Source organism: Pseudotabrizicola alkalilacus (assembly GCF_003443995.1).
Lineage (GTDB): Bacteria > Pseudomonadota > Alphaproteobacteria > Rhodobacterales > Rhodobacteraceae > Pseudotabrizicola > Pseudotabrizicola alkalilacus.
The window spans coordinates 234,572-252,300 of sequence record NZ_QWEY01000001.1 but is presented as its reverse complement, the minus strand read 5'-3'; the positions used below and the strand labels follow the sequence as shown (position 1 = coordinate 252,300).

Annotated in this window: 15 protein-coding genes; 2 read left to right on the top strand and 13 right to left on the bottom strand. The window is 61.6% G+C overall.

Annotated features, from left to right (window positions below; translation table 11 throughout):
• Nucleotides 1-12 precede the first annotated feature (12 nt).
• The 12 genes from D1012_RS01200 to D1012_RS01145 all read right to left on the bottom strand — a co-directional run bounded on the left by D1012_RS01200 (nucleotide 13) and on the right by D1012_RS01145 (nucleotide 14,145).
• Nucleotides 13-1,332 (bottom strand): O-antigen ligase family protein, encoded by a 1,320-nt coding sequence (locus tag D1012_RS01200; RefSeq protein ID WP_147335603.1) that lies wholly within the window; start codon nucleotides 1,330-1,332, stop codon nucleotides 13-15.
• A gap of 15 nt (nucleotides 1,333-1,347) precedes the next feature.
• A complete protein-coding gene (locus tag D1012_RS01195; protein ID WP_118149514.1) occupies nucleotides 1,348-1,842 on the bottom strand; it encodes a serine acetyltransferase in 495 nt (164 codons plus the stop codon).
• Nucleotides 1,839-3,038 (bottom strand): hypothetical protein, encoded by a 1,200-nt coding sequence (locus D1012_RS01190; protein WP_118149513.1) that lies wholly within the window; start codon nucleotides 3,036-3,038, stop codon nucleotides 1,839-1,841. Before D1012_RS01190 ends, D1012_RS01195 begins: the two co-directional genes overlap by 4 nt.
• A complete protein-coding gene (gene murB / locus D1012_RS01185) occupies nucleotides 3,035-4,024 on the bottom strand; it encodes a UDP-N-acetylmuramate dehydrogenase (RefSeq protein WP_118149512.1) in 990 nt (329 codons plus the stop codon). The genes D1012_RS01190 and murB overlap by 4 nt, the downstream gene beginning before the upstream one ends.
• Nucleotides 4,012-5,271: a UDP-N-acetylglucosamine 1-carboxyvinyltransferase gene (locus D1012_RS01180; RefSeq protein WP_118149511.1), complete on the bottom strand. Its 1,260-nt coding sequence runs from the start codon at nucleotides 5,269-5,271 to the stop codon at nucleotides 4,012-4,014. Before D1012_RS01180 ends, murB begins: the two co-directional genes overlap by 13 nt.
• Nucleotides 5,272-5,275: 4 nt before the next feature.
• A complete protein-coding gene (locus tag D1012_RS01175) occupies nucleotides 5,276-5,773 on the bottom strand; it encodes a serine O-acetyltransferase (RefSeq protein ID WP_158569155.1) in 498 nt (165 codons plus the stop codon).
• 1 nt (nucleotide 5,774) lies between these two features.
• Nucleotides 5,775-7,022 (bottom strand): lipopolysaccharide biosynthesis protein, encoded by a 1,248-nt coding sequence (locus D1012_RS01170; RefSeq protein ID WP_158569153.1) that lies wholly within the window; start codon nucleotides 7,020-7,022, stop codon nucleotides 5,775-5,777.
• Nucleotides 7,023-7,116: 94 nt separating this feature from the next.
• Nucleotides 7,117-9,006, bottom strand: a complete 1,890-nt coding sequence (locus D1012_RS01165) for an acyltransferase family protein (protein WP_233517003.1) — start codon at nucleotides 9,004-9,006, stop codon at nucleotides 7,117-7,119.
• A gap of 1 nt (nucleotide 9,007) precedes the next feature.
• The gene (locus D1012_RS01160; RefSeq protein ID WP_118149507.1) at nucleotides 9,008-10,009 is read right to left on the bottom strand and encodes an NAD-dependent epimerase/dehydratase family protein; all 1,002 of its coding nucleotides are present in this window, start codon (nucleotides 10,007-10,009) and stop codon (nucleotides 9,008-9,010) included.
• On the bottom strand, nucleotides 10,006-11,352 hold the full coding sequence (locus D1012_RS01155; protein WP_118149506.1) for a UDP-glucose dehydrogenase family protein: 1,347 nt from the start codon (nucleotides 11,350-11,352) through the stop codon (nucleotides 10,006-10,008). Before D1012_RS01155 ends, D1012_RS01160 begins: the two co-directional genes overlap by 4 nt.
• A 59-nt stretch (nucleotides 11,353-11,411) precedes the next feature.
• Complete coding sequence (locus tag D1012_RS01150) at nucleotides 11,412-13,634, bottom strand: polysaccharide biosynthesis tyrosine autokinase (protein WP_233516980.1); 2,223 nt, start codon at nucleotides 13,632-13,634, stop codon at nucleotides 11,412-11,414.
• Between the two features lie 49 nt (nucleotides 13,635-13,683).
• A complete protein-coding gene (locus D1012_RS01145) occupies nucleotides 13,684-14,145 on the bottom strand; it encodes a low molecular weight protein-tyrosine-phosphatase (protein WP_118149505.1) in 462 nt (153 codons plus the stop codon).
• 541 nt (nucleotides 14,146-14,686) lie between these two features.
• Between D1012_RS01145 and serB the strand changes: the two genes are divergently transcribed.
• Both serB and D1012_RS01135 read left to right on the top strand, forming a co-directional pair.
• Entirely contained in the window at nucleotides 14,687-15,562 is an 876-nt protein-coding gene (gene serB / locus D1012_RS01140; protein WP_118149504.1) for a phosphoserine phosphatase SerB, read from the top strand.
• On the top strand, nucleotides 15,559-16,029 hold the full coding sequence (locus D1012_RS01135; protein WP_118149503.1) for a GNAT family N-acetyltransferase: 471 nt from the start codon (nucleotides 15,559-15,561) through the stop codon (nucleotides 16,027-16,029). The genes serB and D1012_RS01135 overlap by 4 nt, the downstream gene beginning before the upstream one ends.
• Nucleotides 16,030-16,042: 13 nt before the next feature.
• On the opposite strand, the gene D1012_RS01130 is transcribed toward D1012_RS01135, so the two are convergent.
• Nucleotides 16,043-17,650: an alpha-amylase family glycosyl hydrolase gene (locus D1012_RS01130; RefSeq protein ID WP_118150004.1), complete on the bottom strand. Its 1,608-nt coding sequence runs from the start codon at nucleotides 17,648-17,650 to the stop codon at nucleotides 16,043-16,045.
• Nucleotides 17,651-17,729: the final 79 nt, after the last annotated feature.

The following is a 17,729-nucleotide window of genomic DNA, read 5'->3' as shown; positions in this document are numbered from 1 at the left end:
ACGTTGGATTGGCTAACGGGCACCGATATCGGGGTGCAGACTTGCAGAGGAGATCCCACTCTGTCCGAAGCCAGACGTGCCGACGACTCGGCGCCCGGATTGGGCTGCCCGAACAAGAGCAGACGCAAAAATGCCAGCAAAAGCAATTTGCGCATACAGCGGAAGTCCGTGTGACAGCACATAGGTCGCTATCCAGCAATACCCTCCGATGATGATCAGAAGTCGAAGCTGCAGATCTGTGCGCATTCCATGGCGGACTCTCCGCCACAACGCGGCAACATAGGAAAAATAGACCACCAGACCAATAAGCCCGGAGCCTTCCAGAATTGTCGTTGTCGCGTTGTGCGAGGTAATAGCCATGCCGGTCTTCTGCAAGAAGAGCCCCCTGGTCGTCTCGTCCCCGTAACCGATCAGCCAGCCAGGCAGGCCGAAAGAATTCAGATTATCTATCGCGGTCACAATGAAAGGAAATCTTGACTGCATCAGGGCAGTCCAGCTGACTTCGACATCCTGCCGATACGTCGCTCCGCCCGCCATACGCAGGAGGAACGCTTCATTCTGCGCAAGATAGGCATAGGCCGCAACCGCACACATAGCGACAAGGCTTATGGCCATCATTTTCCGGCTCGCAGACTTGATCGACAGGGCCAGAATGATCACGCCACCAGCATAAATGATCCAGCCCGTCCGCGTATAGGAAAAATACACAAGATACGTTCCCAGCGCGATCGTAGCCAAAAAGAAGGCAATATATCTAAGGGATCCGGAGAACCTCTGATAAGACGCCATTATCACGAGAGTTGCGGCCAGATAGGTCTGCGATGCCGGAGCCAGGGTGTAGAAAAGTCCGGTCGCAGCATTGCTTTCCAGCCCCCACATCGCGAGGTCCCGTTGTGGCTGCAGCGACTGGAGCCCGAGGAGGAAGGGGACCGCAGAGAATATGAAAAAGAGCGACGCGTAGATTGAAAAGTTGTGCAGGATCGTGACTGCATCCGGTTTTTCCTTAAAGGTACGGAAAAGGTACAGAAGCACCAGCGGAAACATCATGGCATCCAGCGCAGAGGCGATTGCCGTCATGAGCCCGTAGGGAAATGTCAGGTAAAGTATCTGTTTGAACGAGAACAGGAAAGCAAACACGAACCAAAGCGGGACCGATCTCCGGAGCAAAAGCAGCGCCAGCGACATGATCAAAACCACTTTCCAGATCTGCGAAACCTTGAGGGGGCCGATCTGGACCGGTTCGAAATACAACAGAACCCAGAAAGCCGCCATCAGGAGCAGGATCTTTCCGGACAGCCTGAATGGGACGCTTCCTAAAGATCGTTCAGCCATCGGTCTTTCCGGCATTCAACCGGGTTCTCTTATCTGGGCTTTCGGGCCATGGACCACGCTGCGGGCAGGACAATCGCGGGTCAGGACGGTGCCAGCCCCGATAATGCTGTGATCGCCCACCTCGATGTCACCCAGGATCACGCAATTGGCCCCGACCGAAACGCCGTCACCGATTCTTGGGGGCAGCCCTCCGTCGATTTTTGATCCAATGGTTGTGTTCTGTCGCAAGGTGACATTTGATCCCAGGATCGTTCGCGCATTGACCACCAGTCCAACTCCGTGGAAAACGGCCAGACCCGGACCTGCGACCACGCGGTCCGGCAACTCGATCCCCATCACAATCTCCACGACGAACTTGTAGAGAATACGGACTGGAAGCCCGAGCAGCTTCGCCGCAGGGTTGGTCCTTTGTGCAGCCCACACCGATGCGCGGAAAAACAGAATGATGAACAGCGACTTTACGGAAACACGATTGCGTTCCCAGTCACGTCTGAGGTCGCTCTGTTTCACTTCGGGGTGCCCGGCAGGAGACGCTGTTTAAGGACGTTGCGCGAAAATGAACGCAGTACCCGGCTTTTTTCCTGCGTGACTCTGTACCAAAAGTAGGCATAGCCCAGAAAGCGGTCTCTGACCGATACCGGACGGGGCGGACGAAGGCGGTCCAGGAATCCCCGAAACTTTGGGCCGGCGTTTTCAATCGCAAAGTCGTTTCTGATACGCTCTCGTACGTCAGCCATATCTGTTTGCGAGAAGTAACCCGTAACTTTCACTTCCTCCGGCTTCGCGCGCCCAGAGAAGTTGGTGCGGAACAAGCCCGTATAACTGGCGGATGTCAATCGAGCGAGCTTTCTTGACGCGTCATAGGGAACAAGGACATTCACTCCCAGCAAAACCGCCTCGACCGTTCCGCGCCCTGTGGTGATCGCCGTGTCGAAGTTCGACAAGAAGCGCCCGGCATCCTTGGTATGGAAGGGATCGGTGAGAATCTGCACGTATTCGCTGTTCAGCGTTTTCAGATCATTCATGACCTCCTCGTGCTGGACATAGCCGATGAGAGTCAGCGTTGCTTGGCGCCCTGCCCTTCGTTGCGCTTCCAGATAGTCGACTGCGCGTTGAATCTTGTTTGCATAGGAATGTGATAGGCGCGCGATACAAACAATCTTCTCGGCGCCGTTGTGAGCATCAAGCCAGGCTTTTGCTTCGGGGGACAGAGGGATCTGTTTGGCGGCAAGGCTCGTCTCGGACACCCGGTTGGGTATCTTCGCCCGAATGGCTCCGGCCAACCGGCGCTCGAAGAACGCATCATCCTCGTCGGAGTAGACGATCAGATTGTGTGGCTTGGGGGTGTAGAGGGTCAGGGTTGGTCCACCGCATTTCACATAGACGACCTGTGTGGGCGTGTTGGCCAGCGCCCAGGCCGTAATGTCGTAGGCGTGGATGTCATAGCAGAACACAACTTGCGTGTTCGCCTTCGCCACAGCATCTCGCAATCGTCTACGAGCAGTCCAGTGGCCCACCCAGCCATGGTAGATGACATGCGTGCGCAGACCGTCGAGGGGGGGTGCCGGGCGGAAGCCCAGGTCGATGACGAGAGGATCCGCAAAAATGCCGGACCGGATCGTTTCGGCCATGCTGAAGTAATGCCCTCCCAACCCCTTGCCGAAGTTGAACGAAACGAAAGCGGCATTCGAAATGGCGTCTGTCATGGAGCGGTTTCCGCAAGCGCATCCTTGTGCGCTTGGGTTGCCGGGCAGGTCGTGCCATCGGACGCGACGTAGCGGACCTCGGCACGGAGCGGTGCTCCAAGTTCCGTCATGGACCGCTGTGATATCTCTTGGATGAGGGCCAGCATGTCAACAGAGCGGGCTGCACCTGCATTGACGATAAAGTTTGCATGGCGGGGCGACACCAGGGCATCTCCGATCCTGCGCCCCTTCAAACCCAGGCTTTCAATGATCGCGCCGGGAGGACCGTGTTGCGCATACAGGGCAGGGTCACTCACGAAAACCGATCCGCAATTGGGTTCCTTTCGCGGGAACTTGCGGCGGCGGTCGGCGAGGATGGCGCGCATTTCGGCCCGGATCTCGGCCCGGGGGCGGGTTGGGAGATGCAGGGTGGCGGCGGTAATGATCTCGCCGTTGGCCTGGTACACCGACTGACGATAACCGAAACCGCCTTCCTGTGCCGGACGGGTGTGCACCACGCCATCTGAGGTAACGCTCTCTACCTCCAGAAGATTGCTGCCGATCCCCTTGCGCTGGCTGCCGCCGTTCATGCAGATCAATCCGCCCAGCGTGCCGGGAATGCCGCAGATATGCTCGGCCCCGCCAAGACCCGCCTGCATCAGGCGGCGGGCCAGGCCGGGAACCCAGATCCCGGCCTGAGCGCGGACCCTCGCACCCTCCAGGGAGATCTGAGCCATGCGTGCGCCGATCTGGATGCAGGGCACGCGTAGCCCGGCATCATCGAACAGCAGGTTGCTGGTCAGACCGATCACCACGGGGCGGATACCACGGGCCGCGAACCAGCTTGTCAACGCCGACACCTCGGCCGTCGAGGCCGGCCGCAGCACCAGATCGGCCCGCCCGCCGATCCGCCACTGGCTGACGGCGGACAGGTCCACCCCGCGCTCCACCCCGTCCGGGCACAGCCGGCCCAGTTCGGCGATGGCGGTCTCGCTCAGCGGATCCATTCTGCCTCGGCCCCCAGGGACTGAAGTTTCTCGACGAAATCCACATAGCCCCGGCCGATCTGCCAGGCATCGGTGATGATCGTCTCACCCTCGGCGATCAGGCCGCACAGAGCAAGCGCGGCACCCGCGCGCAGGTCGAGTGCCCGCACCGTCGCCCCCTGCAGCTTGCCGTCGGCGCCTTGCAGCACCAGCATGTCGCCGCGCACCTCATACTGCAGGCCCATGCGCGCCATCTCTTCGGCATAGCCGTAGCGTCCGGGAAAACGCAGGTCGACGATGCGCGACTCGCCCCGTGACCGCGCCGTCCAGGCAGCGAGGATCGGCTGCACATCGGAATTGATCCCTGGATGCGGGCCGGTGCTGATCTCGATCGGATAGCATGTCCCGCCCCGCACGATCAGCGTGTCGTCACGCCGGTAAAGCCGGGCGCCCGCAGCGGTGAGATGGGCCAGCACGACCTCCAGATCGCCATATGGGAAGCCCGCGATCTCCACATCCCCCCCGGTCATGACCGCGCCCACCAGCCACGTCACCGCCTCCATGTTGTCGGCGATCACACGGTGCTCAGTGCCGTGCAGCTCCTCCACGCCGATGATCTCGATATGCTCCTGCCCGAAGACCCGAATCTGCGCGCCCATGCTTCGCAACAGCGCGATCAGATCCAGAATCTCGGGGCGAATATGCGGATTCCAGACCCGGGTCACGCCCTTGGCCAGCGTGCCGCACAAGATGGCATTCTCGGTCGCGCCGGTGGAGCGCAGGGGCAGATGGATATCGGCGCCGACGAGGCCGCCCGCCGGTGCCTCGGCGCACAGGAAATCCCCCTCGTCCCAGACCCGCGCACCGAGTCGCTCCAGCAGCATGACATGCAGATCATACTTGCGCTCGCCCAGTTTGCAGCCGCCCGGCAGCGGCACACGCCCGGCACCCTGTCGGGTGGTCAGTGCCCCCAGGATCAGCAGCGTGTTGCGGATCGACCGGCCATCCCAGTTCAGCACCGTATCCGGGGCGCGGGTCTCGTCAATCTCGATCCGGTCGGCGCTGACCCGAGCCGATTTGCCGAGCGCTTCGAGCATCTCGACATGCACCTGCGCATCCAGCAGACCCGCCGGATACTGCGTCAGGGTGACCCGTTCGGACGTCAGCAGGCTGGCCGCGAGAAGCCGCAGGGCCGAGTTTTTAGCCCCGGCGAGGGTAACCGCGCCGGTGAGTGGGTGAGAGCGGTTAATCTTGATGCTGTCAGTCACTGCGTCAGGTTTCCTTCTGGGCTTCAGCCTTGATTTTAATAATGCGTGCGGGCGCACCCACCGCAGTTGCGTTGTCCGGAATATTGGCCGTTACAACAGAATTTGCTCCAACCACGCAATTCCGGCCAATACGGACCTTCCCGACAATAACAGCACCCGCAAAAATCACCGTATTCTCGGCAATCTCCGGGTAGTTCCCTTTCTTCCAGTCCCCTAGAACACGGCCTCCGAGTGTAACATTCTGGTAAATGGTAACATCGTCCCCGATGATTACACCTTCTCCAATCACGATGGAGGTGGGATGAGGAAGTTTGAGCCGTCGACCAATTTTAGCATGGGGTGAAATATAATTACCGTATCTTTCAAGCCGAGAGGCACACCAACGCGCCAAAAGCGAATAGCGCCGACGCCGGGCCTCTTGCATAAGCGTCACCAACAGGCTGATCCGTGCCGAGGCACGCCCAATCAGCAATGTTCTTGTGATATGTAAAATACGCGGCATGTTATATCGCCATACGCCGCGCCTTAAGGCGATAAAACTCATACATGATAAACGCCGAAATCCCGAGATAAAAAATAGTTGTAAAGGCAGAATACCAGGCGACGACTGTCATCGCGTCCAATTCGAGCCACGCCCCCGCCATGAAAACGATAGCAAGCCCAGCAGACCGAAGGATGTTAATTAAAAGAAAAACTGATTGATTCTTCAAAAGGTTCATCAACTGGATAAGAGGTGCCGATGAAAACTGGAAAACGATCGCAAAGGAAATAAGCGACGTAAACTGTCCAGCGAGCCGCCATTCCGGGCCAAAAGCGAAATAGAATAGGTCGGAACCGAAGAAAAACAGGAGAGCAGCAGGCACCAAAGCAACCGCGAGCAGGCGCACTTGCACTTCACCTGCCATTTTTACAACTCTGGCGGGCTCTTCCTTGAAGATCTGCGACGCTTCGCCATATAGCGCTTTTCCGGCAGACTGGCCCAGAATGGCCACCGGCATCGACAGCGCCATCATTGCCAGGCCAAATTGCCCCGTGGTCTGTGCATCATAGAGCGCGGCCATGAAGAACATCGGTGCCTGCATGGAGAACACCATCAGGAACTGCGAGGGCACGCGCCAGATCGCGAAACCCCGGTGTTTCCAGGCCACCTTGCGCAGGCGTGCGGGGCTGATGTGGTGCCAGTTCGCCCGGAACTCGCCCAGAAAGCCGCGCAGCAGCCGACCGACCCCGCCGGCCTGGGCGACGACCTGCCCCAGGAGCAACCCCAGCGGCTGGACCGACAGTACGCCCAGCCCGATCTTGACCACCGTCCCAGCCAGGCTTTGCGTGACATTGGTCTGGGCGATCACCTTGTAGGCGCGCCGCCGCGTGGCCCACAGGGTCAGCATTTCGTAGGTTGCGGTGCCCAGAACGCCCAACGCGATCAGCCACCACCACGGAGCCAGCACTTGCATCGAGACCAGCCCCAGCAGCGTCTCGCCGCCCATCCACAGGCTCAGGGCGATCAGTGCCGAAAGGCCCAGCATCAGCCCGGTCGAGAGGGCCAGCAGGTTCATCGCCACCCCATCCTGACGCGGCAACGGCAGAGCCAACACATAGCGCAGGGTCACCAGCGGTGCGAGGATCGCCACCAAAGCGGTGAACACGGCCAGCACTCCGAAATCCTCGGGCGTATAGATCCGGGTCAGCACCGGGATCGCGACAATCCCGATCACCCGCCCGATCCCGCTGCCCAAGGCCAGCGTGGCCATACCGCGGAACACCCCGCCGGACGCGCCCCCGAAAAAGGCCCGTCCGAATCCCGTCCATTTGCGGCGTGACACTCTCAACTCCTGCATGGCCCGTTCATTCGGAAAAAATTCCGTCCGTGACGAGGTGGCCGGCAACCTCGCGGGCGCCTGACAACGTCAGGTGCCCGTAGTCAAACTGCATCGGATCGCCGTCGGAGGCAGTTCTTTGACAGGTGCCGCTGTCGCAGATGATGTCGATCAGCGAAAAATAGTGGGCGGAGGAAGGTGACAAGCCCAGCCTCATCCGCGCATCCAGTTCTTGCCGTTCCCGAACGGCAAATCGCATGGTCTGCTCTAAAGCACCTGCAGCCGCGGCGTGACCAAAGACGATCGGAAAATCCATCGCGTACTCAGGCGCTGGTCCGACCACGCTCACGGCGTGGCCATTCTCCACAGCAAGGGCCACCGTTGCCTCAAGTGCCTTGAAGGCCCCGGCGTTCCACCGCGCAGCAAAAATAACGCCCTCAAGCCGCTCATCACCAATCAGGGCATCGAGAACCGAGTCTCGCATCCTGATACATGTTTCTCGTCCCAAGGCCCCCAGGACAGGCAGACAGCCGGACGCTGTCGCCTGAATAAGATTTACGTCTGGCGCTGTCTCGGACAGGGCGACAGCGAGCATCGCTGCGTGGCTGTCACCGATGATCAGATAGTTTCTGAGACCTTCCCGAAAAACGATACATGCGTCATAGGGAAAATTCCCGTCGGTTCCTTGGCCACTAACAAAGCACCCATTCCTGAACTGGGTCCTGTAATCATCGGTTTCCCGGTAGTCCAGAAAAGAGTAGATGCGCCGGATGTCTTCCGGGTAGCGCATCCTGAAGATCGCGTCGTTGCTTGTGAACATCACAGAAATAGAGAGAGCCGCCAAGGACACGACCGAAACGGTCACGACCTTTCTCGAACTCCAGTTTCTTTTCCCGCGCCTGAACGGCGTTTCGATCCAGCGCCAGCTGAAATAGGACAGAACAAGTATGAAGATCAGCAGAGGCACGATGACAATGCCTCCGGTGTCTAACATGAAAGCCTGACGCGAGAAGGCCAAGACCGGCTGGTGCCACATATATATCGAATAGCTCAGCAATCCCGTCCAGACAAAGGGCGGCAGGCTGAGAATGCGGCCGGCAAGATTCCCCTTATCCGCATATCTGATGATGAGCGCCGCTCCCAGAACTGGGGGAATGGCGAAATACCCCGGAAAGGGCATGTCCCGGTTGATCAGGAAGAGCGACAGGACGATCAGCGCCATTCCTCCGAATGCGAGGATCCCGCCACCGCGCAACGAGACCGCTTTCGGTCTGGCAAGTGCCAACAGAGAACCCGCCGCAAGTTCCCACGCTCTGGTGGGAAGAAGGTAGAAATTGGCCTCTGACAGCCTCCCCGAGAGGGAACTCCCTACGGACAACGCCAAGCTGAGCACAAAGATGGCGATGATGGACCAAACGAGGAGATTTCCTCCTCTCCTCGCAAACAGGATCATCATCAACGGGAAAAAGATGTAGAACTGTTCTTCGACCGCAAGAGACCAGGTATGCAGCAGCGGATTCAGGTCGGCCGCGGCTGCGAAGTAGTCAACGGTACTCCAGAAGTATATGTTCGACACAAAAAAGGCGGTCGCCGTGACCGCTTTCTGCAAATTCTGAAACAGCGGAGGGATCAGCAGGACGGATCCCGCGATCATCGTGGCAATCATGACTGCAACCAGAACCGGAGCGATCCGGCGCATGCGCCGCGCGTAGAAGGTCCAGATAGAGAATTTCCCGACACTTAAATCATCATGGATGATCCGGGTGATCAGATAGCCACTGATGACGAAAAAGACATCGACTCCGACAAATCCGCCGGGAACCCATTCGTGGTTCGCGTGAAAGAAGACGACAGGAACTACAGCCAGAGCTCTAAGGCCGTCTATTTCAGGGCGGTACTTCAATGGGCGGTCCGGCATGTCAGACACAGTGGCTTTCCCGATACCATGCCACGAACGCAGCCACGCCATCGCGCATATCGGTCTGTGGGGCGTAGCCGGTCAGCTGGCGCAGCAGACTGGCGTCGGCCCAGGTGGCCGGAACGTCGCCGGGCTGCATATCCATGGGGTGGCGGATCGCCTTGCGGCCGGTGGCCTCTTCGATGGCGTCGATGAACTCTTCCAGCCTGACCTTGGTGGAATTGCCGATGTTCACCACCCGGAAGGGCGCGACCGGCGAGAGGCTGTCGCCCTCGACCGCCGCGCCCTGCCCCGGCACGGTGTCGATCAGCAGGGTAATGGCGCGAACCAGATCGTCGACATAGGTGAAGTCGCGCCACATCTGGCCGTGGTTGTAGACGTCGATGGCCTCGCCCTGCAGGATCGCCTTGGTGAACTTGAACAGCGCCATGTCGGGCCGCCCCCAGGGGCCGTAAACCGTGAAGAAGCGGAACATCGTGATCGGCAGGCCGTGGATATGGGCCCAGGCATGGGCCATCGCCTCATTGGCCTTCTTGGTCGCCGCATAGAACGACATCGGGGTGTCGGCCTTGTGCGTCTCGGCATAGGGCATGTCGGTATTCGCGCCGTACACCGAACTGGTCGAGGCCATCAGCAGATGCGCTGGCCGCACCGCCAGCGCCGCCTCCATCAGGTTGAAGGTGCCAAGGATATTGGCATCCATATAGGCGCGCGGGTTGTCGATGGAATAGCGCACCCCGGCCTGGGCGGCCAGATGCACGACCACATCGGGCGCCGCCGTCTCGACCGCCGCCGACAGCGCCGGGGCGTTTTCCAAAAGCGCCTCTGTGGCCCGAAACGCCGGGAACTCGTGCAGCATCGCGTGACGCCGCCGCTTCAGGCTGACGTCGTAATACTCCGTCATCCCGTCATAGCCATGCACCTCCCAACCCTCGGCCAGCAACTTGCGCGCCAGATGAAAGCCGATAAAGCCCGCAGTGCCGGTGATGAAGGCACGCCTCATTCGGCGGCGGCCAGCATCAGGTCGGCGCGCAGGCTGTCGCCGCGCCCGACGCTGTCATAGGCGATGAAGCCGGCTGCTTCGACATCCGCCCGGCCGTAGATATTGCGCAGATCGGCCATTCGCGGCGTAGCCATCGTTCCGGCCAGACGCTTCAGATCCAGCGCCCGGAACTCATTCCATTCGGTCAGGATCAGCAGGCAGTCGGCACCTGCGGCTGCGGCATAGGGGTCGGTTTCCCAAATCACGCCTGGCAGCAGGGCCTCGCCCTCCTTGCGGCCATGGGGATCGACTGCACGCACCCGCGCCCCACTGCCCACCAGCGCGGGCAGGATCGTCAGACTGGGCGCATCGCGCATATCGTCTGTTCCGGGTTTGAAGGTCACGCCTAGCACGGCGATGGTCTTGCCGTTGACCGATCCGCCGCACAGGTCGATGACCTTGTCGATCATCCGGCGCTTGGTCATGTCATTGACCGCGATCACCGTCTCGGTGATGCGTTGCGGCACACCGTGTTCCTGGCCGATCCGGGCCAGCGCCGAGGTGTCCTTGGGAAAACACGAGCCGCCATAGCCCGGGCCAGCATGCAGGAACTTGGCGCCGATGCGGCCATCGAGTCCCATGCCTTTGGCCACGGATTTCACATCGGCCCCCACCCGTTCACACAGCGCGGCGATCTCGTTGATGAAACTGATCTTGGTCGCGAGGAAGGCGTTGGCCGCGTATTTGATCATCTCGGCCGATTCCAGATCGGTGTAGACCACCGGAAAATCGCGCAGATAAAGCGGTCGGTAGATGTCGCCCATTACGGCGCGGGCCCGCTCAGTCTCGACGCCCACCACCACGCGGTCGGGCTTCATGAAATCATCGATCGCCGCCCCCTCGCGCAGGAACTCGGGATTGGAGGCGACGTCGAATTCGGCCTCGGGATTGGCCGCACGCAGGGCGGCCGCGACCTTGCGGTTGGTGCCGACAGGAACGGTGGATTTGGTGACGATCACCGCATATCCGGTCAGCGCACGGCCGATCTCGGTCGCTGCGGCCAGAACATAGGTCAGGTCGGCATGGCCATCACCGCGCCGGGTGGGGGTGCCCACGGCGATGAACACGGCATCGGCCCCGGCCACCGCCTCGGCCAGATCGCTGGTAAAGGTCAGCCGTCCGGTCTCGGTGTTGCGGGCCAGCACGGCATCCAGGCCGGGCTCGTAGATCGGCACCTCGCCCTTGCGCAGGCGCTGGATCTTGTCCTCCACCTTGTCGACGCAGACCACGTCATGGCCAAAATCGGAAAAGCAGACACCGGAGACGAGGCCGACATAGCCCGTCCCTATCATTGCGATTTTCATGGAAATCTCACATCATGGATGATCAAAAAAGCTGCATTCTCGTGCAGAAACCAGCGGTTCTACGACTTTCGCTGTTTGTATTCGTAGCGATAGCCGTAACCATATCCGTAGCCCCCGCCCGCCTTGCGCGGATCAAATCCGTTGAACACCGCGCCGCTGAGGCGCAGGCCGGCGGCACCAAAGGTCTTGCTCGACGCTTCAATCTCGCCTGGGGCCGTGGCATCGTGGCGAACGACAAGGATCGTGGCCCCGGTGCTGCGACTCAGGATCACCGGATCGGTCACCGCCAGCGCCGGGGGCGCATCAACGAGCGTCAGGTCGAAATTCTCGGCGCACCAGTCCAGCATCTGGCGCAACTGCACGCGCATCAGAAGTTCGGAAGGGTTGGGCGGATAGCGCCCGGAGGGCAGTACGAAGAGGCCGGCCACCGGGCCCGGCAGCATCAGATCCTCGATCGTCCGATCCCCGGCCAGAACTTCTGCCACTCCCGGCTGATTGCGCTGCAGGTTGAAATAGCGCCACAGGTGCCCGCGGCGCATGTCGGCATCAATTAGGCAGACGCGCTGCCCGGCCTGCGCCGCCACCACCGCCAGGTTGGTGGCGAGGAAGCTCTTGCCAGCCTTGGGATGGGCCGAGGTGATGGTCAGCGTCGGGGAGGCCGCATCCAGCATGCCGAAGTGCAGGCTGGTGCGCAACGAACGGAAGGCCTCGACCGCCAGATCGTCGGGCTGGTCCAGTGCCAGGACCGGCAGAACCCCCTTGCGCCGGCCAGAAGTGTCGGCGGCGCGGCTGTAGTTGATCGTGGCGAAAACCGGCAGGCCTTGCCGTTCGATCTCAGAGGCATCCTGAACGCCCTTGCGCAGCCAGTTGCGGCCGAGAACCAGCCCGATCCCACCCATCGCACCCAGCATCAGCCCCAGGGCCAGAAGCAGATTGCGCCGGGGCGCGACGGGCATGGCCGCTGTCGCCGCCGGATCTATGATGCGCACACTGCCAACCGTGCTGGCGCGCAAGACCTCGACCTGCTGCGCTCGGGTCAGCAACTCGGTGTAAAGTCTCTGCGCCAGGTCAACATCCCGGCTCAGGTTGACGATCTGGCGCTGGGTTTCCGGCAGGGCGCCGACCTGACCGCGCAGCGCTTCGAGGCGGGCTTGAAGGCGCCCCCGTTCCTCCAGCAGCAACCGGTAGGTGGGATGCGCCGCGGTGTAGCGCTGCGACAGCGCATCTTCGCGGCGCTGCAGTTCCGCCAGTTCTGCCTCTGCCAGAGTGACCGCGCCAAGCAGAGCCTGGGTTTCCATCGACAAGTCGACCGAGACCTGCTGCTGGCGAAACGCATTGAGGGCGCGCTCGGCCTCGCGCAAGGCCGCTTCGGCCTGCGGAATCTGCTCACGGATAAACTGGAGGCTGCCATCAGCCTGCGCGGCGCTGCGGGTGATGTTCTGGCCCTGATAGGCGGCGAGGACTGCATCCAAGGCGCGGACATTGTCTGCCCGACCCGTCCCGGTCACCTGAGCTTCGAGAATTCCAGAAGCTCTGCCGCGCTCACTGACGGTCAGACGTCCCCTCAGCGAACTGATGGCCATGGTCTCGCTGATCTGCCGGATCGTGAAGGCCCGACCTGCGGGCGCGGAAAGCGCGGCCACCGTCAGTGTGAACCCAATGTCCGGCAGGCTGAGCGCCTCGCCCACTCTCCCCTGCAGCTCGCGCTCATCCGGCGTCGTCAGCACAAAGCTGCCCGCCTCGCCCACCGTCAGCCGCATCTGCTGATTGACCCAGAGGGGCGGGGCAATGAGCTGCGCCAGCGTCACGGCCTCACCGGGCCGGGCAAAGCGCTGCGGCAGCAGCCCGTCGATCCCCGGCAACTGGTAGCGCGCGACCATCGTGCCAATCACCGGCGCCAGATCCGGCTCCACCCGCCAGTCGAGGTTGAGCGCGGCCACCGCCTGCCCCAGCACCAGCCGCGAGCGCAGGATCTCGATCTCGGTCACGCTGCGCGGGTCGCCGCCTTCCATCAGACTGGTCAGGCTGCTGGGCAGCGAGAGCGCATTGCTTTTTTCCTCAAGCTGAACCAGAGCGTCGGCCTGATAGGTCGGCGGGGTGTTCATGTAGGCAAACAGCGCGCCCCCCAACCCCAACACCATGCACAGCGCGATCCAGAACTTGCCCTTCCACAGCGTGACCAGCAGCTGGCCGAGATTGATCTCGTCGCTGTCCGGCTCGGATCTGGACATCGGTGCGGACGTCAGGGGTCCGGAACTCATAGGCCGTTCATCATGCAGCATCCTTCCGGGCGATCTGTCGGTGGTCTTGCCAATATATCCGTCCGGCATCTCAAGGCTTTCTCGTTGGAACAAGCTTAGTCACCCAATCGTCGGCAGCCGCGGAAATCCGGGCAAAGGCCGCTTCATGACTCTCGCGGGGCCGCCGGTAGGGATCCCCGATCCCGTTGCCGCCCTGCCAATGATCAAACAGCATCACCCTGCCGGAAAGGTCCGGGGCCTGGCGGGCGATCTCGCGGCGGTGGCCGGCTTCCATGACCAGGATCAGGTCGGCCTCCTGACCCAGTGCCCGTGTGAACTGCCGCGCCACATGCGCCTCAAGGCTCAGGCCATGCGCCAGAGCGACCTCGTGCGCTGTCTCATCCGCGGCACAACCGACCAGCGCGCCAATCCCGGCCGACGACACCTCGATCGGCGCGCCCCGCTCGGCCAGCCGCGCCGCCAGCAAGCGCTCACCCACGGGCGAGCGGCAGATGTTGCCGACGCAGACGACCAGAATGGATTTCACCAGCATGCCAGGGATTCAGGGGCGATACGGGATCAGGTAAGGGCGCATGAGCGCATGACACGCCCGCCTTCAACACAAACCTGCGCGGGTCGCATTTGAGTCGTGGAAAGGGCCTCGGTCAGGGCTAAAAGCCCAGGCTGCAGAAGGGATAGACGCCCATCAACTATAGCTACCGCACCGGTCGTCCCAAGGGGTGACCGATGTAACATCTTGTTTACAAAAGGATAAAGGCAGAAAACCCATGATCTGGAGCGGACATTAGCACAGATGCCGTTGGGGAAGGAAGACATAGATTACGCAGGTGCAGCATAATTCCAGAATGCGCGGATGCGGTCTTTCGACCAAGTCCCGCACAAGCTCGAAAAGACAAGAGCAAGTCTATGATATTGTTATTTAAATATGGGAAAAGCAGCACCCTTTGTTGGGGAAGGGAGTCCCACCGCCGCAGCTGCAGACCGGGCCCCTCTGGCACAGTAAGAAAAATCGTCGTAATGCGGCGCATCACCGCGCGAAAGCGACGCATCCCAATCCATACGGAAGCCTGCCCATGTTCATCGCCACCCTGCTGACCAACCCGGACACGCCGGTCCTTGATCGCGCCACCGTGGAATCGCTGCGCAATGCCTGGGGCGGCGGCGATGCGGTCTGGCTCGATCCCGGCGTGGCGGCTGAGTTTCCGCTGGAATCAGTGCCGGCGAACCTGTGGGAGGCCTGGGCGGGCCTGCAGTCCCTGCGCATTGATCTGGCCGTACAGCCCAGCCTGAACCGCAAAAAGCGCCTGCTGATCGCCGATATGGACAGCACCATGATCCGGCAGGAATGCATTGACGAGTTGGCGGATGAGGCAGGCGTCGGCGCCTATGTCGCGGGCATCACCGCCCGCGCGATGAACGGCGAGCTGGATTTCGAGGCCGCCCTGCGGGAGCGGGTGGCCCTGCTGCGCGATCTGCCTGCCGCCACCATCCCCCGCGTGATCCGCGACCGCATCACCCTGATGCCCGGCGGCACTGCCCTGCTGGCCACCATGCGCGCCAATGGCGCCTACGCGGCGCTGGTCTCTGGCGGGTTCACCGCCTTTACTGCAAGCATTGCCCAGACGCTGGGCTTTGACGAAAACCGCGCCAATACGCTGCTGGTTGAAAATGGCAAACTGACCGGCCATGTCGCCGACCCGATCCTTGGCAAACAGGCCAAGCTGGATGCCCTGATCGAGATCACCGCCCGCCTGAACCTCACCCCCGAAGATGCCATCGCCGTCGGCGATGGGGCCAATGACCTTGCCATGCTCAACCGCGCGGGCGCAGGCGTGGCGCTGCATGCCAAGCCGGTTGTCGCGGCGCAATGCGATCTGCGCGTGAACCATGGCGACCTGACCGCGCTTCTCTACCTGCAAGGCTACACCCGTGAGGAGTTCGCCGCATGATCGTCCGTCCTGCCCTGCCACAGGATGCCAAAGCCATGGCCGACCTGCTGAACCAGATCATCGCCATCGGCGGCACCACAGCACACCAGACCCCCAAAACCCCGGAAACCGTGCGCCACGACTATATCGACGGTCCCGACAGCATCACCTGCGTTGTGGCGGAAGAGGCGGGCCAGATCCTCGGCTGGCAGTCAATTGGCTGGCACCATGGCGATGCCCATATCGGCAGTTTTGTCGATCCGCACACGCAGGCCAAAGGCATCGGCTCGCAGCTTTTCGCCGAAACGCTGAAACTCAGCCGTGCGGCGGGCCTGACCGAGATTTTCGCCACCATCCGCGCTGACAACGTGCCGGGTCTGGCCTATTACGCCCGGCAGGGCTTCACCGATATCAGCGCCGAACCCGACTATGCGCTGAACACCGGCGAAGTGGTCGGCCGGGTCCACCGCAAGCTGACCCTGCGCTGACGCAAACCATCTGTCAGCCTGCGCTGACCGACAGCCCGCCGTCCGCGTCCAGAAACGCAAACCCGTTCGGCCCCAGCACCAGCCGCCCTGCCTCCAGATGTGCTGCGTGACAGGGCGCGCCTTCCGTCAGCACCCCCTCCACCGCCAGCACCACCGGGCGCGGTGACAGGTTGAACACGCAGGCCAGCGCATCGCCGCGCGCAAAGGCCAGCACCGGCTCCGGCACCTCAAAGAACCGCGTCCGCCCCAGCCGCAAGGCCGGGTGCAGACGCCGGAACGCCAGCATCTCGCGGTAAAACTCCAGCACCGAGCCCGGCACCCCCTCCTGCGCCGCCAGATTGCGCGCCAGTTGCGGGGCCTTGACCGGCAACCACGGCTTCACATCGGAAAACCCGCCATACTCCGACACATCCCAGACCATCGGCGTACGGCAGCCATCGCGGCCCTTGTAATCGGGCCAGAACCGGATCCCCGGCGGGTCGGTCAGCTCGTCAAATGCGATATCCGTCTCGACCTGCCCCGCCTCTTCGCCCTGATACAGGCAGACCGAGCCTTCGAACGACAGCAGCATCGCCGCCGCCAGCTTGACCACCGCATCCGCCGCGCCGTATTCCGCCCAGCGCGTCGCATGGCGGATCACGTCATGATTGGAAAACGCCCACATCGGCCAGCCATCCGGCGCGCCCTGAAAAAACCCCTCGATCTTTTCGCGGAAATGCGCGGCGGTAAACTCCGGCCCCAGCATGTCGAAACTATAGGTCATGTGCAGCCGCCCCGGCTGGGTATATTCCGCCATGATCGCCACATTGCGCCACGGCGCATCGCCCACCTCGCCCACCATGGTGCGGTCGGGATATTCATCGGTCAACGCCCGCATCCGTTCCAGCCAGCCCGGATTTTCGGGCCGCGATTTGGAATACAGATGATCCTGCATGTCATAGGGGTTCACCGGCGGCCGGTTTTCCTTTTGCGGCATCGGCCCGTTCGGGCGCAATTCGGTGTCGTGAAAGTAGTAATTCACCGTATCCAGCCGGAATCCGTCCACCCCGCGCTCCAGCCAGAACCGCAGCACCGAAAGCGCCCAGTCCTGCACCGCCGGATTGTGAAAGTTCAGATCCGGCTGGCTGGGCAGAAAGTTGTGCAGATAATACTGCCGTCGGCGCGAATCCCACTCCCAGGCGGAGCCGCCGAACACCGACAGCCAGTTGTTCGGCGGGCTGCCATCGGGTTTGCCATCGGCCCAGACATACCAGTCAGACCGCGCATTGTCGCGGCTGACCCGGCTTTCGCGGAAAAACGGGTGCTGGTCGGATGAGTGCGAAATCACCTGATCAATGATCACCTTCAACCCCAGTTCATGCGCGCGGGCCACCATCACATCAAACGCCGCCAGATCGCCGAACAGCGGGTCCACATCCATGTAATCCGACACGTCATAGCCCATGTCGGCCATCGGGCTTTTGAAAATCGGGCTCAGCCACACCGCATCCACCCCCAGGGCTGCCAGATGCGGCAACCGCGCGGTGATCCCGGCCAGATCACCGATCCCGTCGCCATCCGAGTCCTGAAAAGACCTTGGATAGACCTGATAGGTCACCGACCCGCGCCACCATTCAGCCATCGCCATCCCTCACGCCGTTTGCGCCACTCAAACCGTTTTGAATCCTGCCTTCAACCCGAAATCCACACAATCCCGCTGT